Source organism: Lachnoanaerobaculum sp. ICM7 (assembly GCF_000287675.1).
Lineage (GTDB): Bacteria > Bacillota > Clostridia > Lachnospirales > Lachnospiraceae > Lachnoanaerobaculum.
In genome coordinates this window covers 1-17,475 of sequence record NZ_ALJL01000017.1, presented here as the reverse complement: position 1 = coordinate 17,475, position 17,475 = coordinate 1, and the positions used below count along the sequence as shown (strand labels likewise).

Genomic DNA, 17,475 nt, shown 5'->3' with positions numbered 1-17,475 from the left:
AATGTTTAAGGCTGAAATAAACTTGCCAAAAAATTATGATAAAACGAAGAGTTATCCGCTTATACTTTTAAATGACGGTGAAATATTTCGCTTAAATGCTTTAAAAGATAAGGCAATAATTATCGGACTGAAAGCCGTAAACAGATTGGACGCTTTTACACCTAAGCCTGCCAAAAATATAAGACCCGGTATACCCGATTTCGGCGGAAGTGCAGATAAATATCACAAACTGATTTTTGAAACTTTTTTGCCTGAAGTTTTGTCTGAATACAATATAGATTATGAAAGAATTGTCTATGGCGGATATTCTCTTGGCGGGCTGGCAGCAGTATATTCTCTTTCAACTATTGATATTCCGGCTATAGTGTTTTCACTTTGCGGTTCATTCTGGTATCCGGATTTTATAAAATACTGTAAAGATACAGATTTTAAAAATAAAAAAGCTTCCGTTTATTTGCTGAACGGAAAAAATGAGGGAGATAAACATAATAATATTTTAGAAAATGCTCCAAAGATTGCTGCAGATTTACACAGTATAATTAAAGAAAAGATTATGGATGTTACCTCTGTATTTGACAATTACGGACATCACGAAAATCTTGAAAGCAGATATAGTAATCTGTGCATATGGCTAAGTGAAAAACTTAAAGTTTAATACTAAAAAACAGTAAGCCGATTTTGCTTACTGTTTTTTTCATTACTATACTCTTTTTATTTCAAATCTGAATGACTCGTACTCTTCTTTAATTCTTGGAATTAAAACTCCACCCTTCATCCAAACTTTTCCTCGCCTCTTTTCACCTGCTATCTCATAATAAGCATTGTCTTCAAGGCCTCTCGGATAAATATAAATATTTGATTCATTCGCCTCTACAGCCTGTACCACCGCACTTAAAAGACCGAATGATTTATCCTTTGAAAGAACCTGCCAAGCAGTCACTCTTGATTTATCGTATGGACTTGTAATTCTGTAGTAATCGCCTTCATGTATAAGCTCATCATATTTCAGATAATCCTTAACCTGAGACTTCACCTGCTCCTGCTCTTTTTCAGATACCTTGTTTAAATCAAGCTCATATCCGAAAGTGCCTCCCATGGCTACGGTAGCTCTTGTTTCAAAAGGTGTTTTCCTTGTAGTTTGATGATTAGGTGATGCGGATACATGTGCACCTGCACTTCCGATAGGGTATGCAAATGAACTTCCATACTGTATTTTCAATCTTTCAACAGCGTCGGTATCATCACTTAACCAGATTTGAGGATAGTAGTAAAGCATACCGAGATCATATCTTCCGCCGCCGCCTGAACAGCCCTCAAACATAATATTCGGATACTTCTTTGTAAGTTCACCAAGTAAGTCATAAAGGCCGAGAACATATCTGTAATGGAACTCTCCCATACTCTTTGCGGAAAGATTAGCAGAATATACCGCAGACAAGCTTCTGTTCATATCCCATTTGATATACTCGATATTTGCATTGTCAAGTATTTTCACCATCATATCTTTAATATATTCTCTGACATCTTTCCTGGTAAAATCAAGTACATACTGGCTTCTTGCCTTTACACCCTTTCTGTTTGGCACTCTAATCATAAAATCAGGATGCTCTCTGTAAAGTCTTGAATCCTCATTTATCATCTCAGGCTCAAACCAGATACCGAATTTCATATCTATTGCATTGATACGATCAACCAATTCCTTTAATGATGAACCGAGTTTCTCCTCGTTTACATACCAGTCACCGAGCCCTCTAAGATCATCATATCTTTCTCCGAACCATCCGTCATCCATAACCAAAAGCTCTATTCCAAGGCTCTTTGCCTTTGATGCGATATCGAAGATCTTGTCTGCATTAAAGTCAAAATATGTAGCTTCCCAGTTATTTATAAGTATCGGTCTGTGCTTATGTACAAATTCTCCCTGCTGAAGATTTTGTCTTACGGCATCATGGAATGAATGTGTCATTTTCTCAAAGCCTGCATTTGAATATGTAAATGCAACCTCAGGAAGTACAAGTTCTTCACCTGCATTCAATATATATTCAAACTGCTCAGGATGAAGACCTACGACAAGCCTTGTCTGATTTACCTGATCTATTTCAGCTTCGATTATAAATGAACCGCTATATACAAATGCAACACCCACACATTCACCAAAAGTTTCTGTAGCATCCTTTTTTGCAAGGATTGCAAAAGGATTTTGCTGATGGCTTGAGGTACCTCTCTTGCTTTCAAGTACCATCTTTCCGTGTAACAGAGGACTTCTCTCAAACTCTCTTTCCATAGCATGCTTTCCATGGAAATGTATAAGATCAAAATCACCGTCCACCATATCTATACATGCTGAAAGTGCCTTTTCTATTTTAAGTTCATTTGCGGATGTATTTACTATTCTGACAGCTCTTGTAATAATATCATATTTTTCCAGTACACCGTATAAAAGCTCTACTCTTACTCCGCTTACCTTATCTATAAGGTTTACTTTAAGACTCTCACCCTCTTCCTCATTCCAAAAAAATGCAGGAAGTCCCGGCAAATCATATTTTCCCTTTTTGATTTCACATGAGTCATATTTTAATTCCACTACATTTGTACCGTCAGGATTTATTACCTGAATGCAGTCAACTCTGTAATCCCCGTTTCCAAAAGTAGGATATTCCTGTGGATATACATCCAAAGAATAGCTTCTATCCATTGTCTCATACGGATTTCCGCTAAAACCTCTGTCTATACTGCTGATTCTATAGGACATATCGTCACTGTCTTCTATTCTTTCACCATACCATGTATGGAAGAGATAACCTAAATCATCAAATTTCATTTGATATGATGTATTCTTTGTAGAAAGAGTAATTAAATTACCGTTTAATTTAATAGACATAAAAACCTCATTTGTTTTATAATTTTCCGCCTGATGTCGCTATACCTTCTACAAACTGCTTTTGGAATATCAGATATAGAATAATCATAGGTATACAGGCAAGTAGTGATGCTGCCATCAGCTGTGGATAGTTGTTTGTATACTGTCCCTGCATTTTGGCAAGTGCAGCGGAAAGCGGCATTACATTCTTATTTACAATCATTGGCCACATAAGATCCTTGTAAGCAAAAACAGCAGTGAAGATACCCAGTGCAATCATTCCCGAACGCACAAGCGGCATCATAATAAGCAAAAATGTCTGTCCGATATTGCATCCGTCTATTCTTGCAGCCTCTTCCAGATCTCTTGGAAGTGACATAAATGTCTGTCTCAGAAGGAATGTTCCAAAAGCCGATACAAGTCCCGGGAATATAAGGGCAAATATTGTATCAAGCATTCCAAGCTTACTTACCATAAGGTACTGAGGAATAATAAATATCTGACTTGGAACCATCATTTGGAAAAGTACCAGTCCGAAGCACACAGTTTTTCCCGGAAAATCAAGTCTTGCCAATGCATAACCTGCTATGGTGGATGTCATCACCGCAAAAAATACTCTTCCGACTATAAGCAATAATGTGTTCAGATATAATTTCATAAAGTCCATATTGTTGATGACTTCAGTGAAATTTGAAGTTATCCATTTTGCAGGAAATATAGTAAACGGATTCACAGATGTAGACTCTGTTACCGTTTTAAAAGCTGTAAGTGCCATCCATGCAAAGGGTACAATCATAGTTATGGATACCATGATAAGTATCACATGAATTAAAAGTTTATTTAATTTCATATCTCCTCCTAATTATAATGAACCCATTTTTTCTGTGCCAACATCTGTAATGCGGTGATAATAATGATAATTAACAATAAAATTACCACAACTGCAGCTCCCATTCCCTTATCCTGATTTCTGAAAGCATACTGATAGAATAAGAATACTAAAGACCGAGTCTTTGGCAGTGCAGGGTTATCTCTGTCCATTACCATGTATATAAGATCAAACACCATAAATCCGCCTATTACTCTGGTAATACTTACAAAGAATATAGTAGGTGAAAGTAAAGGTATTGTAATATTAAAAAACTGATGTATCCCGCTTGCACCGTCAAGGCTTGATGCCTCGTAGTAGTCACTTGGTATTTCCTGCAATCCGGAAATAAAAAGTATCATATTATAACCGATTATCGACCATATACCTATTATAGCAATAGAATATACAGCCAGATTAGGGTCTGATATCCAGTTTACTTTCAAATGGAAAATATTATTTATAAGACCGAACTCGGAATTGTAAAGCCATCTCCATACCATTGCCACTGCAGCAGGTGCAGCAACCATCGGAAGGAAGAAAACGGTACGATAAATACCTCTTCCCTTTATTTTTCCGTTTAAGAATACTGCCAGTACCAAAGCTATCGCTATTGAAAAAGGCACTTCAACTATAGCATATTTGAAGGTATTTATAATTGCCTGCCATATCTCAGTTCCTTGAAAAAGTTTTATATAATTTCCGAATCCTACAAATTTATTTCCTTTTCCAAAATCTCCTGTTTTGAAAAAGCTTTGATATATCGTTCTAAATGTAGGGTAAATATTGAGTACCAATAGTCCTAAGACTGTCGGAAACATAAAAGCCCATCCCCATCTTAGCTCACTCTTTTGTCTTGGTGTCATCCTACTTTTATTCATATATTCTCCTTATTACAAAGAGCCGCTACAAATGTAGCGGCTCCGGGTAAATGCATCAATTATTCCTGTGACAACAGTTCATTCATATCAGATGCGGCCTTCTTACATGCCTCATCTATACTTACCTTATTGCTCCAAGCCTCTACAAGATTTGCTGTGTTCTTGTTTTCCCAAACTACTGTCGCTCTTGAGTGTGGTCTGATTACAAGGTCACTGTCATTTAACATTGTCAAATATGGCTCAAGGTTAAACTTATCTGTATTGTTTTTCCACAAATCAGATACACCCTCATATGCCGCCATTGTTACACCAAGCTTTGCCTGCTTCTCCTGATTATCCTTTGTTGAGAACCACTCGATAAGCTTCCATGCAGCCTCAGGATTCTTTGTACCGGCATTTGCAGCCCATCCGAGACCGTTATAAAGACTTACTCTCTTACCTGTAGTTGCATCCTTTGGAAGTACAGCTACATCACAGTTTGCAACAAGATACTCATTCTCTTTAAACGGAGCAACCATCCATGAGCCCTGTGGGAGCATAGCGATTTTACCTGACTGTAAGAGTACATCTGTACCTGTCTCAGACATTACGGTAGCATCAGGCATAGCATCTTTTCTGAGCTTATCAACAAACTCCATTGCCTTTATAGTATTAGGGTCATCCATTCCCGATTTTTTCTTATCATCTGAAATAACCTTACCACCCATTGAATATACTATATTGTACCATCCGTCCTGGTTGTTTGAAGGATTCATAGCTGTACCGAACTGGCTTCCGTCAGGCTTTGTGAGCTTTACAGCCGCATCATAGTAATCATCCCATGTCCAGTTTTCATCAGGATATGCAAGACCTGCCTCATCAAACATAGTCTTATTGTACCAAAGTGCTATTGTATCCACATCCTTTGGTATAGCATATGTCTTACCGTCATTTACGTATAACTCCTTAACATCTTCAGGGAATTTATCCATCTCAATCTTATCGCTTGCCTTGATTTTGTCTGTAAGATCCATAAGGATATCATTTTCCATATATTTTTGTGACTCATTTGAGTGCATCCAGAATACATCCGGCATATCTCCGCCTGAAGCACCCGCCTCAAGTAATGTCCAATATGCGTCCCATGAGATTACCTGAAGATCTACCTGATATCCTGTTTCTGCAGTAAAATCATTTATGATTTCCTGTAATCCCGGCTTCTGTCCGTTATCCCATATAGCAACTGTAATCTTTCCGCCGTCAGCGCTATTTTGTGAGCTGTCTGCCGCTGCAGATGATTTATCAGCTCCACCTGATGATCCGCCACAAGCTGCCAAAGATAATACCATCATTGATGATAATGCTAAACCAAGTAATTTTTTCTTAATCATTTTAAGTCCTCCCTTAAATTTCATGGTCTTATAATAATATAATTATTTTTGTCATGCATTTCAAAATGTTATATAAATTTGTCGATTTGTAATTGATTTCAAGTTCTTTGTTTATTATTATCCGTTTAAACTACATTTATACGTGGTTTTAACTTTTATACCATATTCAATGATTGTTATTTTGTAAACTAACTATAAAGTTGAATGCACTTACACAGATTTATTATTGCAATTAAAACTTGAACAAAATAAAATATATCTCATTAATGTATTTTAAATATGTATTTATATTAAAATGGAGAATTATGGAAGGTATAAATTTTAAACTGTTTAACGATCAGACATTCTCTGATTGCTTTATAAATTTTGCGGGCCATGAGGAATGTAGTCCCGGGCATAGATTCGGACCGGCTATAAGACCCTGCTATATAATTCATTTTATATTAAGCGGTAAAGGAAAGTTTTTTTGCTCAAATGTAGAATATGATTTGTGTGAGAATCAAGCTTTTTTAATAGAGCCCAGCGCAATGACTTTTTATCAGGCTGATTTTGAAGATCCTTGGCATTATCTTTGGATTGCATTTAAAGGCGATAAAGCCGTAGAAATAATGAACCGTATCGGTATAAGTTCTGATAACCCGGTTTTAACCGGTGATAGAGAAAAAATAATAGCTATTACCGAGGCGATACTTGATACAGATTCAAGCGGATTTAAAGAGGAATTAAAAAGACAGTCACTTTTATATGATTTTTTAAGCACTATATGTCCCGATACAATGTATTCTGAATCTTTAAGTCAATCGACAGAGCTTAGGAATAATAATTATCTTGTAAGAGCCATAGAATTTATTCAGAATAATTTCTACAATCAAATAGGTGTTAGTGATGTTTCCTCTCATTTAGGTATAAGCAGAAATTATCTTTTTACACTTTTTAAAAATACAATGGGACATTCACCATCTGAATACCTGACATATTGCAGACTTAACAGAGCCTGCCATATGCTTGATGACTCCGCTCTGTCTGTAGAAAATGTCGCATATTCTTGCGGCTATGACTCCCTATCTGTTTTTTCAAAGGCCTTCAAACATAAATACGGTCTGACACCTTCAGCATACAGAAAATTAAAGTATGAAAATGATAAAATGTCGGATATTGAGTTTAACAGATTTATAAAAAATATGGATAAAAAAACAATATGAAAATAGCCCGGACTTTTAAATCCGGGCTATCTTTTTATCTATATAAATTATCCTAACTGATTTAATCTGCTGATAAGTTCATTTACATCGATACCGTGTACCATAGCAGCCTCTGCAAGTGACTCCATCTGTGATGAAGGACATCCGAGGCAGTGCATACCGATATCCATAAGAACGCTTGCTGCAGCTGGGTTCTCTGAGAGTACCTCACCGATAAGCATATCAGGGCTGTACTTTCCGTCAGCAACTTCCTTCTCAACCTTTCCGAAGAAAAGCTCGATATCATCCTCAACTGTTCCGATACCTGCAATACCGAAGTTCTCAACCAATACCTTAGCTACATTTGGTGAAAGGAATCCCGGAAGTGTAGGTCCGAGGTGAATATTCTTTACACCTAAGTATAAAAGTGCAAGTAAAACGATAACAGCCTTCTGCTCATACCATGCAATATTGAACTCAAGCGGAAGATCATTGATATCATCAAGTCCGAATACTTCCTTAAGCTTAAGTGCGATAACTGCCAATGAGTAAGAGTCATTACACTGACCTGCATCAAGAACTCTTGGAATACCACCGATATCTCCAAGGTCAAGCTTATTGTACTTGTACTTAGCACATCCTGCTGTAAGAATAACGGCATCCTTTGGAAGAGCCTTTGCAAAATCTGTGTAGTAGTTTCTTGCCTTTGAACGACCGTCACAACCTGCCATTACAACGAACTTTGAAATAGCACCTGATTTAACAGCATCTACTACCTTATCTGCAAGTGCAAGAACCTGTGCATGCGCAAAACCGCCTACGATATTTCCGCTCTCGATCTCTGTTGGAGGTGCACACTTCTTAGCCTGCTCTATGATCTCTGAGAAATCCTTCTCCTCACCGATATCACCTGCGATGTGCTTACATCCCGGATAACCTGCTGAACCAGTTGTATAAAGTCTGTCAATATAACTTGCCTTAGGTGGTACGATACAGTTTGTAGTCATAAGGATCGGTCCGTTAAAGCTCTCGAACTCTTCTTTCTGCTTCCACCATGCATTACCGTAGTTACCCTTAAGATTTGAATACTTCTTAAGCTCAGGATAATACTGACCTGCAAGCATCTCTGAGTGAGTATAAACATCTACTCCTGTTCCCTGTGTCTGCTTTAAGAGCATCTCAAGATCTCTTAAATCATGTCCTGAAACAAGGATACCCGGGTTTGTTCCTACACCGATATCAACTGTTGTAATCTCAGGGTTGCCGTAAGCTGTTGTGTTTGCCTTATCAAGTAAAGCCATTCCGTTTACACCGTACTTACCTGTCTCAAGTGTAAGTGCTACTAAATCATCCGCACTCAAGCTGTCATCAAGTGTTGCAGCCAATGCTCTCTGTAAGAATGCATCTACCTCACCGTCATCCTGTAAAAGTGCATTTGCATGCTTTGAATATGCTGAAAGTCCCTTAAGACCGTATATAATAAGCTCTCTAAGGCTTCTGATGTCCTCGTTTTCTGTTGCAAGCACACCTACTGTAGCAGCCTTTGTAAGATACTCACTCTCATCATATGACTCCCAAAGAGCCGCCTCAGGAAGATTATCCTTATTTGAGAGTTCATTTAAAAGTTCCTTCTTAGCATCAAGAGTCTTCTTGATTCTTGCAATAATAGCATCATTGTCAAAGTTGGCATTTGTAATTGTGATGAAAAGGTTTAAGGTAACAAGGTGATTTATTTCCTTGCTTATTTCTTTTCCTTCTGCACGAAGTCTTGTTGTAACTGCTGATATACCCTTACTTACATATATAAGTAAATCCTGCATATTTGCAACTTCCGGCTTCTTACCACATACACCTACCTGTGTACAACCTGTGTTACCTGCTGTCTCCTGACACTGATAACAAAACATTTTGTTTTCCATTTCTACCTCCTCTTACTATGACTGTTCTACAGTCTATGAGCAATCTGTCCTACAGATTTAAGTTTATTTTTCTTTTGCATCTTGTGCATGAGTGTATAATAACAGAAAGAAAATCTAAAAACTGTAACTTTGGTTACTGAGCAATGTTTTTTTTTAAAGACTTTTCAGTCCCTCCAGATTTTTTACTATAAGGTCTTTTCTCACAACCTTTATATAACCGTCTTCCTGCATTTTCATAAGTTCTCTTGAGAGTGAAGGTCTTGCGGCATTTAAAAAGTCCGCAAACTCTTCTCTACTCATCTTTAAAGTAACTCTGTCTCTGTCATTCATATTCTGCAATATAAATCTGGCAATCTTCTGCTTTAATGTTGAGCATGAGAGTACCTGTAATCTGTTATTTAAATAGTATGTCCTCTCCGCAAATATTGTAAGCAGATTTGAGAGCATTTTATTTTGAAGTGCTGAAGGCTTATCTCCAAGTCTTGTAAGATACTCTTTCGGTATCTCCAAAATCTTACTTGGTGAACTTGCACATGCATAATTTGCATACTCATCATGATTTAAAAACAAAAAAACCTCTCCGAAAAGCTCTCCGGGGTTTGAAAACATACCTAATATACTTCTTTTTCCGTTCACGGAGTCATTTCCTACAGATACACTACCCTCAACCAACATGGTAATGTATCTTGGTTTGTCTCCCTGATTGAAAATCATCTCACCTTTTCTAAAACCGAGGATATCGGCCCTTGCCTCTTTTAAGCAAAGCTCTATCTCCTCTTCAGTCATTCCCCTAAAGAGTGGGGACTCTGTGTAATTTCCTGACATATATCTCCTTCAAGCGTCATACCCGCACGCAGTCTTTTTCTAGATTCTTGCATAATTCCGTCAATATAGTTCAGTTGCACCAAAACTTCCTTTTCTTCTGCCGTTGTTTCAATTATCTTATCAATTCCACCGTTTTTGATAACAATTCTCTTATCCGCCATCAATGCCAAAAGAGGATCATGTGTAGCCATAAGGACTATTTTATCCTGGGATATTAAAAGGTCTAAAGCCTTTTTTCTGTCTATTCCGGCATTTTCAATCTCGTCTATCAAAACTATCGGTGAAGAACTTAGCACCGCTGTATCGGCAATCATCAAAGCTCTGGACTGGCCTCCACTCAGAGCTGTTACTGCCGTTTCAGGTGCAAAATTTTCTCCGGCAAGTTTATTTGCTTCATAAAGGATCTTCTCAACTACGGTCTCAATATCTTCGACCATTCTGCTCTCCGCATGCATGGTTATAAATTCACGGGCAGTAAGATCCATAACAAAGTTCATATTTTGTGATAGCTGTGCAACCAATTTATTATTTGTAGAATAACGCCATTTCGGATCCGGTTTTTTACCATTTATATATATGGTTCTACCGGTAGGGGTATCATTTTGTGCTGCCCATTCTATGTCAGCCAACAATCTACTCTTTCCGGATCCTGTAGGTCCAACTATAGACACAATTTGTGAAGAAAAAATGTCAAATTTTTCACAATTTTCTCTTTCTCCACTTTTGTTATGTCCCGGAAAAATAGTTAAACTTTCTATTTTTTCTTTGTTATCACCAAGGAATTGTAGCATTTGCTTGATGAATGTGTCAAGCTGGATTTTTAATTCTACCTTATTTATTGCTGTTTCTTCAAGTTCTTCTTCGGTAAATCCATCCAAAAATTCAGAAAAAGTTGCATCCAAACTTTCAGTGATATCAAAACCTGCGCTCTCAAAGAAATCTGCAGCAAAAGGATATTTTTCCAGTAAATCTTTTAATTTCATTTCACTCATTTATTTGCCTCCCATTGCATCTTCTTGGTATTACCTAATTGGTAATCTTCTCCTATTCTGGTTTCTCCCAGACAATACGAGCACATTGCCGAAGGCATTGCAAACCTGAGCTTCATTCCCTGTACCGACTCAATATTTACTTCATTGTCATATATTAATGTAGACAACTCGAATGCGCCCTGACCGCTGAGTCCGTTTACATTCATTACCATGGCTCTCGGATTTACCGCACTTACTCTACCGCTGAATACTTCTCTCTCCGCCTGACTTACTATATCGCCCTTTGTTATGACTACGATATCCGCCGCCTTTAGCATAGGTCCTATTTTTTTAGGTGTATTTATACCTGAGAGATTGTCTATTACACATACACCTTTTATATCTGTAATATAAGGTGAACAACGATTACAAAGTCCTGCCGACTCCGTAATAAGCAGATCCAGACCTTGTTCTCTTCCCCATTTCACAACGTCTTCGATATTTGATGCAAAGAAATGATCGGGACAAAGTCCTCCCGAAAGTCCTTTCTTTACAGGAATGTTTGCCTTTTCATATATGATATCGTCATCGGTATATAAACAGTCAAACTTTACAACTCCCGCCTTTATACCTCTATCCTTCATTGCTTCAATAGTTTTTAAAATAACAGAGGTCTTTCCCGACGAAGGAGGGCCTGAAAATATAACTAAATTCATATATTAATCTCTCCTTATTCTGTCTGACCGTAAAACCATTTTTCAGTATTTGAAAGGATCTCTCCGATATCATTTGAATGAATAAAATCCCATCCTGCCCAAAGGAAGTTTTGATCATCTGCAAGTTTATTATCATATTCAGGGTTTGTCTGTGGGAATTTACCGTCTGCACCCAATATATCCGCCACTTCTTTTGATAACAGAAAATCTATTAAAGGCTTACTGTTTTCATAATTTTTCTTTCTTGTCAAAAGGAATACAGGACTTATTATAGCTCCGTCCTTTGGCCAAACCACTGTAAGGTTTGAATTTTCCTTTATGGTCTTTGAGAAGAAATAAGGCATAATACTTACTGCAGGTGCATTGAAATCTTTTCTTCCTCCGGTCTTTACCATCTGTGCCGGATGCATAGACTTTAAAAGACCTCTTCCAAGTGCTTCTATGGCTTCCTTACCATAATTTGAATATATTCCAAGCATAATTGCATTAAACATATCCAAATCCGAAGTAGGAAGTGCTATTGAGTTTTCAAACTCAGGCTTAAATAAATCTTCCCATGAAACAGGTAAACTTCTGTCTCCCAGTACATCCTTATTTACAATAAAAATTGCAGGAACAACGCCTATTATAGAATATTCTCCTTTCGGATCCTTTAAGGAAATCATTCCGTTATCTAGAGATTTATTTAATTTTCCCTGTCTATAGTCTACAAAAACACCCTTATCTCTAAACTTGCCCATCAATTTCTTATCAAAAAACAAATTAAATCCTGCCGACATATATACATCCGACAAATCGTCTTCCGTCTTTGCATTCATTATTTCTTCTTCAATAACTTCCATTCCCATACTTGCGGCATTCAGATTGTAGTTGATTTCATAGTCCTGACTTTCCACAAACTTTTCAAACTTTTCTATAAACTGCATTCTTACAGGACATGGCAATATTCCCTTTATAGAGGTCTTTGCATTTTCATCCTGATTTCTTACAATACCGTTATTATCAGACATTACAGTCTTTCTCTCAATGGCCTCTACAAGTTGCTTTTCAAATACCTCAACATTTATATTCTTACTCTTTAAAGCGGTTTCAAGACTGAGAAGTTTTCCCATTGATTTTCTCATCATATCATTCTTTAAATTCTCAAATCCTGCACCTGCCAATACTTCTATAAGCTCCGGGTACTTTTCTGTAACATCGTATACTTTATCTTTTATATCAAAGTATTTATTCATATAAACTCCTTTAACTGATTAAACAAAGCCGGATAAGTATGTCCCGGCTAATACTATAGGTAAATCATATTCTAGTTTGAGTACAACAAAAAATCTGTAACCGATGTTAAAACAAACAAGTATTTATTTTGTTTATTGTATACAAGATTCAACTTGACAGTCTAAAAAGTTGTTTTAGGAAATATATATTTTACAACAAATATGCGTTATAATAAAGCTTATATCAATATTTTTTTATTATTTGGGGGAATAAAATGAATAGAGAAAAGATTCCGGCTTTTTTTGCATTATTTACTGCTACATTTTTCTGGGCTTCAGCCTATATTTTTGTAAAACAGCTTTTAGAAGATGTGTCACCTTATATGATATTGTCTTTAAGATTTTCTTTTGCAGCAATAATACTTGTATTTATTTATAATAAAAAGCTATTGAAGATAAATTTTGAAATATTAAAAGCCGGTATAATAATGGGCATATTTCTTTTCGGAGAATTTTTTACATTTACAGTCGGCTTACAGTATACAACAACCTCACGCTCATCTTTACTTATTGCATCATATATTATACTCCTGCCCCTTGCATACCTTGTTATAATGAGAAAAAGACCCTCATTATCCGATATAATTGTTTCAGTTACCTGCATGATAGGCGTATTCTTTATTTTAGGTAATAATCTTGGAAGCTTTCATATCGGTGATATATATTGCATACTTTGTGCTGTTGACTATGCTTTGTATATTGTTATTTCATCTAAGTACTCAAAACTTTATGATTCCGGAATATTGAATGTATTGCAGGTTTCCACTACAGCCGTTCTTTCTATCCTGTCATTAGTTTTAATCGGAAATAACAGTTTTGCCTTAAATCTTTCAGACAGCTTTCAGTTAATATATCTTACCGTATTTTGTACAACCTTACCTTTCTTTTTAATACTGTACGGTATGAAACATGTATCCGCCACAACAAGCGGAGTATTGCTCTCTCTTGAAAGTGTGATGGCTGCTGTTATGGGAATAACACTTTTACACGAGTCTTTTACTCCGAATCTAATTATAGGTGGAGCAATTGTAATATTTTCATTTATACTGTCCGAAGTTTTACCTAAGATTCTTAAGAATTGAATCGGATATAATTTATTAAAGCAAAAAGGGCCGATAATCAGCCCTTTTATCTTTTGTACGCCCCAAACGGCAGTATCTTTACATTCTTAGAATTTTCAAATAATACTTTTCTTATTTTTTGTTTTCTGATTCTGTTTCCTATAAATACAGCTTTTGAATCCTCAGAAGATTCTGTTAAAAGAAGTGCATATCTGCCGCCTGCCACATCAAAAGTGATGTTTCCTGAATCTGTTGATATATTGCCCTTAGCCCTGACAATATCACCATATTCTCCCCTTATAATATTTTCCATAAAACATACAAAGCTTCCTATACCTGATGCCTTTACTTCAGATAAAGAAAATGTATCAAGCATATCCGATGTATCATCAGTTTTTTGTACAATCTTTTTACTTCCGTCCGGATAAGTGCAGAGAATCTCATCCCACCACTCCGTCCGGTACTCCGAATAATGTCTGTCCGTTACAACAGATTCCGGATCTATACTTTTAACCTCGTTTATCAGTGAAGCTCTTTCTCTCTCTGAAAGGTTTTCAGTCTTTGAAAGTATTACCTGACCTGCACTGCATATCTGATCTTTGAATATATCCGGAAATTCATTGCCGTAGCTTCTTATCCCCTCTATATCCAATATACATATCGGGGATAAGAGTCTTATTTTTTCATATTCTATCCTTTGCAGATTCTTGATTATATTTCCAAGCTTAGCCACACCTGTCGGCTCTACAACCAAATAGTCAGGAGAAATAGTATTTGCAATGGTTAAAACCGACTGTGCAAAATCCTGTTTTGTAGAACAGCATATGCATCCCTCCGTCAGTTCCCAGATATTTATAGTCGAATCTTGAAGCCTTTCACCGTCTACACCAAGATCTGAGTATTCATTTTCCAGAATGGCAAATTCCTTACCGGTCTTTTTTGAAAGAGCCTTTATAAATGTAGTTTTCCCGGCCCCTAAAAAACCGGATACAATCAAGATATCCATGGGATTAATCTTCTATCTTAACTACAGGCTTAATAAGATCTTCCGGCTTATCTCTCATCAAGAACAAAGCTTCTTCGATATGATCGAATCCGTTAAATACATGGCTGCTAAGAGGTGCAAGGTCAAGCTTACCTGCAGCTACCAATGAACCGAGCTTCTCCATACGAAGTCTACCACCCGGCATAAGACCTCCATTGATAAGTTTATGTCCCATTCCTACTCCCCACTCTACACGTGGAATAGCAATGCTCTCACCTTCACCAAGGTAGTTTACATTTCCGATTCTTCCGCCCGGCTTAAGACATTTAACAGCCTCTGCGAATGTATCTACAGTACCGCCTGCAATGATAATCTTATCAACTCCCTTACCTCCGGTCATATCAAGAACCTGCTTATCGATAGGTCCTTCTCTGTATCCGATGAATTCTGTTGCTCCGTAGAATTTAGCGGCATCACGGCAAACTTTTCTTGTTCCTACACCGATAATTCTTGAAGCACCACGAAGAGCCGCGCCTGCAACCGACATAAGACCTACAGGTCCGATTCCGATTACTAAAACTGAATCACCGTACTGAACATCTGCAAGCTCTGCACCATGAAAACCTGTAGGAACCATATCTGAAAGCATACATGCATCTACAGTATTTATACTCGACGGAAGTAAAGCAAGGTTTCCGTCAGCATCGTTTACATGGAAATACTCTGAGAATACACCGTCTTTGAAGTTTGAAAACTTCCATCCTGCAAGCATTCCGCCTGAGTGCATAGAAAATCCTGCCTGAGCCTCAAGTGAATTCCAGTCAGGTGTAATTGCAGGTACCAAAACTCTGTCACCCGGTTTAAAATCTTTTACCAATTCACCTACTTCTACAACCTCTGCACAACCTTCATGTCCCAATATCATGTTGTGACGCTCACCGATAGCACCTTCCCAAAGTGTATGTACGTCTGAAGTACATATAGCGAGTGCCAACGGTCTACATATAGCATCCATAGGACCGCATTTCGGTCTCTCCTTCTCAATCCATCCTGACTCACCGATCTTCAGCATTGCATAACCCTTCATATCATTTCCTCCTGGTATAATTGTTTTGTCCTTAGGTATTTGGGATATGATACCGTTTAAACTATCTCCCACTCCATTTATGTGGACATATTCTTGTTAAAGAATTAACTATATTATATCAAAAGTATACAATAAAATCAACAGATTTATATTATTATTTTTGTATTTCTATACTATTTTAGTATACATTACTTTGACACATTATTGACAGCATTTTATATAAGATCATAAAAAAGAGTGGATTAAAAATCAACCCACCCCAACATTTGACAAAGAACCATTAAAATAAACATAAAAAAAGCACAAATCCTTTATTATAAGGACTGTGCTAAATTTCAAACTGCCGCAGACCGGAATCGAACCGGTACGGGTATTTCTACCCACGGGATTTTAAGTCCCGGGCGTCTGCCTGTTCCGCCACTGCGGCATAAAAGCGACCCGAATCGGACTCGAACCGACGACCTCCGCCGTGACAGGGCGGCGCTCTAACCAACTGAGCCATCGGGCCATAATATTAAGATATAAATATCTCAGCTCCCTGAGTAGGACTTGAACCTACGACACTGCGGTTAACAGCCGCATGCTCTACCGACTGAGCTATCAAGGAATATTGCCCTTAGAAAACTAAGGGCAGTGGAGCTTCAGGGACTCGAACCCGGGACCGATCGGTTATGAGCCGATTGCTCTAACCAACTGAGCTAAAGCTCCCAATAAAGGCTTTCGCCAATGACCCCAACGAGATTTGAACTCGTGTTACCGCCGTGAAAGGGCGATGTCTTAACCGCTTGACCATGGGGCCGAATACTGTGATATTCTACTCTGTGAAGAATAAATTGTCAAGTATTTTTTTATAAAAGGGAATGCACCCTCAAAACTGCCTACCAAATTCCGAGCTATTATAAATTTTTTCCTATCTTTTGGTTAAACCCTCGACCTATTAGTAACCATCAACTCAATACATTACTGTACTTACATCTTGGCCCTATCTACCTCGTAGTCTTCAAGGGGTCTTACTGTTTTCACATGAGATATCCCATCTTGAGGGGGGCTTCACGCTTAGATGCCTTCAGCGTTTATCCCGTCCCGACATAGCTACCCTGCCATGGAGTTACTCTCCAACAGGTACACCAGCGGTCAGTCCGTCCCGGTCCTCTCGTACTAAGGACGGCTCCTCTCAAATATCTTACGCCCACGCCGGATAGGGACCGAACTGTCTCACGACGTTCTGAACCCAGCTCGCGTACCGCTTTAATGGGCGAACAGCCCAACCCTTGGGACCTGCTACAGCCCCAGGATGCGATGAGCCGACATCGAGGTGCCAAACCACTCCGTCGATGTGAACTCTTGGGAGTGATAAGCCTGTTATCCCCAGGGTAGCTTTTATCCGTTGAGCGATGGCAATCCCACTTTATGCCACCGGATCACTAAGTCCTACTTTCGTACCTGCTCCACCCGTCGGTGTCGCAGTCAAGCTCCC

14 protein-coding genes, 5 tRNA genes and 1 rRNA gene are annotated in these 17,475 nt (G+C 37.9%); 3 read left to right on the top strand and 17 right to left on the bottom strand.

All coding sequences use genetic code 11. The annotated features are described in order from the left end of the window. Position 1: 1 nt before the first annotated feature. Positions 2–655 carry an alpha/beta hydrolase gene (locus HMPREF1140_RS04565; RefSeq protein ID WP_009662767.1) on the top strand — a complete coding sequence of 218 codons (654 nt, stop codon included), beginning with the start codon at positions 2–4 and terminating at the stop codon, positions 653–655. A 45-nt stretch (positions 656–700) separates the two neighbouring features. Here the strand turns inward: HMPREF1140_RS04565 and HMPREF1140_RS04560 are convergent, their stop codons facing one another. Genes HMPREF1140_RS04560 through HMPREF1140_RS04545 form a run of 4 tightly spaced genes read right to left on the bottom strand, consistent with a single transcriptional unit; the run spans position 701 to position 5,979 of the window. Continuing rightward, complete coding sequence (locus HMPREF1140_RS04560; RefSeq protein WP_009662727.1) at positions 701–2,881, bottom strand: alpha-galactosidase; 2,181 nt, start codon at positions 2,879–2,881, stop codon at positions 701–703. Positions 2,882–2,897: 16 nt separating this feature from the next. Continuing rightward, positions 2,898–3,710 (bottom strand): carbohydrate ABC transporter permease, encoded by an 813-nt coding sequence (locus HMPREF1140_RS04555; RefSeq protein ID WP_007590968.1) that lies wholly within the window; start codon positions 3,708–3,710, stop codon positions 2,898–2,900. A gap of 8 nt (positions 3,711–3,718) precedes the next feature. Then, complete coding sequence (locus tag HMPREF1140_RS04550; RefSeq protein WP_007590965.1) at positions 3,719–4,609, bottom strand: carbohydrate ABC transporter permease; 891 nt, start codon at positions 4,607–4,609, stop codon at positions 3,719–3,721. A 59-nt stretch (positions 4,610–4,668) separates the two neighbouring features. After that, positions 4,669–5,979: an ABC transporter substrate-binding protein gene (locus tag HMPREF1140_RS04545; RefSeq protein ID WP_009662759.1), complete on the bottom strand. Its 1,311-nt coding sequence runs from the start codon at positions 5,977–5,979 to the stop codon at positions 4,669–4,671. 305 nt (positions 5,980–6,284) lie between these two features. Between HMPREF1140_RS04545 and HMPREF1140_RS04540 the strand changes: the two genes are divergently transcribed. Beyond that, positions 6,285–7,181: an AraC family transcriptional regulator gene (locus HMPREF1140_RS04540; RefSeq protein WP_009662750.1), complete on the top strand. Its 897-nt coding sequence runs from the start codon at positions 6,285–6,287 to the stop codon at positions 7,179–7,181. Positions 7,182–7,228: 47 nt separating this feature from the next. Here the strand turns inward: HMPREF1140_RS04540 and hcp are convergent, their stop codons facing one another. The 5 genes from hcp to HMPREF1140_RS04515 all read right to left on the bottom strand — a co-directional run bounded on the left by hcp (position 7,229) and on the right by HMPREF1140_RS04515 (position 12,826). Beyond that, positions 7,229–9,079 carry a hydroxylamine reductase gene (gene hcp / locus HMPREF1140_RS04535; protein ID WP_009662725.1) on the bottom strand — a complete coding sequence of 617 codons (1,851 nt, stop codon included), beginning with the start codon at positions 9,077–9,079 and terminating at the stop codon, positions 7,229–7,231. Between the two features lie 153 nt (positions 9,080–9,232). Next, a complete protein-coding gene (locus HMPREF1140_RS04530; protein WP_009662728.1) occupies positions 9,233–9,904 on the bottom strand; it encodes a Crp/Fnr family transcriptional regulator in 672 nt (223 codons plus the stop codon). Then, positions 9,862–10,896 (bottom strand): ATP-binding cassette domain-containing protein, encoded by a 1,035-nt coding sequence (locus HMPREF1140_RS04525; protein ID WP_009662751.1) that lies wholly within the window; start codon positions 10,894–10,896, stop codon positions 9,862–9,864. The genes HMPREF1140_RS04530 and HMPREF1140_RS04525 overlap by 43 nt, the downstream gene beginning before the upstream one ends. Beyond that, positions 10,893–11,591: a GTP-binding protein gene (locus HMPREF1140_RS04520; RefSeq protein WP_007590952.1), complete on the bottom strand. Its 699-nt coding sequence runs from the start codon at positions 11,589–11,591 to the stop codon at positions 10,893–10,895. The genes HMPREF1140_RS04525 and HMPREF1140_RS04520 overlap by 4 nt, the downstream gene beginning before the upstream one ends. A gap of 14 nt (positions 11,592–11,605) precedes the next feature. Continuing rightward, positions 11,606–12,826, bottom strand: a complete 1,221-nt coding sequence (locus tag HMPREF1140_RS04515) for an ABC transporter substrate-binding protein (protein WP_009662746.1) — start codon at positions 12,824–12,826, stop codon at positions 11,606–11,608. Positions 12,827–13,080: 254 nt separating this feature from the next. Here HMPREF1140_RS04515 and HMPREF1140_RS04510 point away from each other — a divergent pair, with 254 nt between their 5' ends. Further along, complete coding sequence (locus tag HMPREF1140_RS04510) at positions 13,081–13,947, top strand: DMT family transporter (protein ID WP_009662762.1); 867 nt, start codon at positions 13,081–13,083, stop codon at positions 13,945–13,947. Positions 13,948–13,993: 46 nt separating this feature from the next. Here the strand turns inward: HMPREF1140_RS04510 and HMPREF1140_RS04505 are convergent, their stop codons facing one another. The 8 genes from HMPREF1140_RS04505 to HMPREF1140_RS04470 form a co-directional block, all read right to left on the bottom strand. Next, the gene (locus HMPREF1140_RS04505; RefSeq protein ID WP_009662765.1) at positions 13,994–14,932 is read right to left on the bottom strand and encodes a GTP-binding protein; all 939 of its coding nucleotides are present in this window, start codon (positions 14,930–14,932) and stop codon (positions 13,994–13,996) included. 4 nt (positions 14,933–14,936) lie between these two features. Continuing rightward, positions 14,937–15,998, bottom strand: coding sequence for an NAD(P)-dependent alcohol dehydrogenase (locus tag HMPREF1140_RS04500; RefSeq protein ID WP_009662770.1), 1,062 nt, complete (start codon positions 15,996–15,998; stop codon positions 14,937–14,939). A 341-nt stretch (positions 15,999–16,339) separates the two neighbouring features. Continuing rightward, a tRNA-Leu gene (locus HMPREF1140_RS04495) sits at positions 16,340–16,425 on the bottom strand. A gap of 7 nt (positions 16,426–16,432) precedes the next feature. Next, positions 16,433–16,506 (bottom strand) — tRNA-Asp (locus HMPREF1140_RS04490). 26 nt (positions 16,507–16,532) lie between these two features. Next, positions 16,533–16,605 (bottom strand) — tRNA-Asn (locus HMPREF1140_RS04485). Between the two features lie 27 nt (positions 16,606–16,632). Further along, positions 16,633–16,706 (bottom strand) — tRNA-Ile (locus HMPREF1140_RS04480). Positions 16,707–16,725: 19 nt separating this feature from the next. Continuing rightward, positions 16,726–16,797 (bottom strand) — tRNA-Glu (locus HMPREF1140_RS04475). Between the two features lie 118 nt (positions 16,798–16,915). Further along, positions 16,916–17,475, bottom strand: a 23S ribosomal RNA gene (locus HMPREF1140_RS04470); the annotation flags it as partial.

What these genes read in the sequence shown, in the direction of transcription:
- HMPREF1140_RS04555 (WP_007590968.1), bottom strand. Translation starts at nt 3,710, where the DNA reads ATGAAATTAAATAAACTTTTAATTCATGTGATACTTATCATGGTATCC.
- HMPREF1140_RS04530 (WP_009662728.1), bottom strand. Translation starts at nt 9,904, where the DNA reads ATGTCAGGAAATTACACAGAGTCCCCACTCTTTAGGGGAATGACTGAA.
- HMPREF1140_RS04505 (WP_009662765.1), bottom strand. Translation starts at nt 14,932, where the DNA reads ATGGATATCTTGATTGTATCCGGTTTTTTAGGGGCCGGGAAAACTACA.
- HMPREF1140_RS04500 (WP_009662770.1), bottom strand. Translation starts at nt 15,998, where the DNA reads ATGAAGGGTTATGCAATGCTGAAGATCGGTGAGTCAGGATGGATTGAG.
- HMPREF1140_RS04545 (WP_009662759.1), bottom strand. Translation starts at nt 5,979, where the DNA reads ATGATTAAGAAAAAATTACTTGGTTTAGCATTATCATCAATGATGGTA.
- HMPREF1140_RS04565 (WP_009662767.1), top strand. Translation starts at nt 2, where the DNA reads ATGTTTAAGGCTGAAATAAACTTGCCAAAAAATTATGATAAAACGAAG.
- HMPREF1140_RS04550 (WP_007590965.1), bottom strand. Translation starts at nt 4,609, where the DNA reads ATGAATAAAAGTAGGATGACACCAAGACAAAAGAGTGAGCTAAGATGG.
- HMPREF1140_RS04520 (WP_007590952.1), bottom strand. Translation starts at nt 11,591, where the DNA reads ATGAATTTAGTTATATTTTCAGGCCCTCCTTCGTCGGGAAAGACCTCT.
- HMPREF1140_RS04560 (WP_009662727.1), bottom strand. Translation starts at nt 2,881, where the DNA reads ATGTCTATTAAATTAAACGGTAATTTAATTACTCTTTCTACAAAGAAT.
- HMPREF1140_RS04525 (WP_009662751.1), bottom strand. Translation starts at nt 10,896, where the DNA reads ATGAGTGAAATGAAATTAAAAGATTTACTGGAAAAATATCCTTTTGCT.
- HMPREF1140_RS04515 (WP_009662746.1), bottom strand. Translation starts at nt 12,826, where the DNA reads ATGAATAAATACTTTGATATAAAAGATAAAGTATACGATGTTACAGAA.
- HMPREF1140_RS04510 (WP_009662762.1), top strand. Translation starts at nt 13,081, where the DNA reads ATGAATAGAGAAAAGATTCCGGCTTTTTTTGCATTATTTACTGCTACA.
- HMPREF1140_RS04540 (WP_009662750.1), top strand. Translation starts at nt 6,285, where the DNA reads ATGGAAGGTATAAATTTTAAACTGTTTAACGATCAGACATTCTCTGAT.
- hcp (WP_009662725.1), bottom strand. Translation starts at nt 9,079, where the DNA reads ATGGAAAACAAAATGTTTTGTTATCAGTGTCAGGAGACAGCAGGTAAC.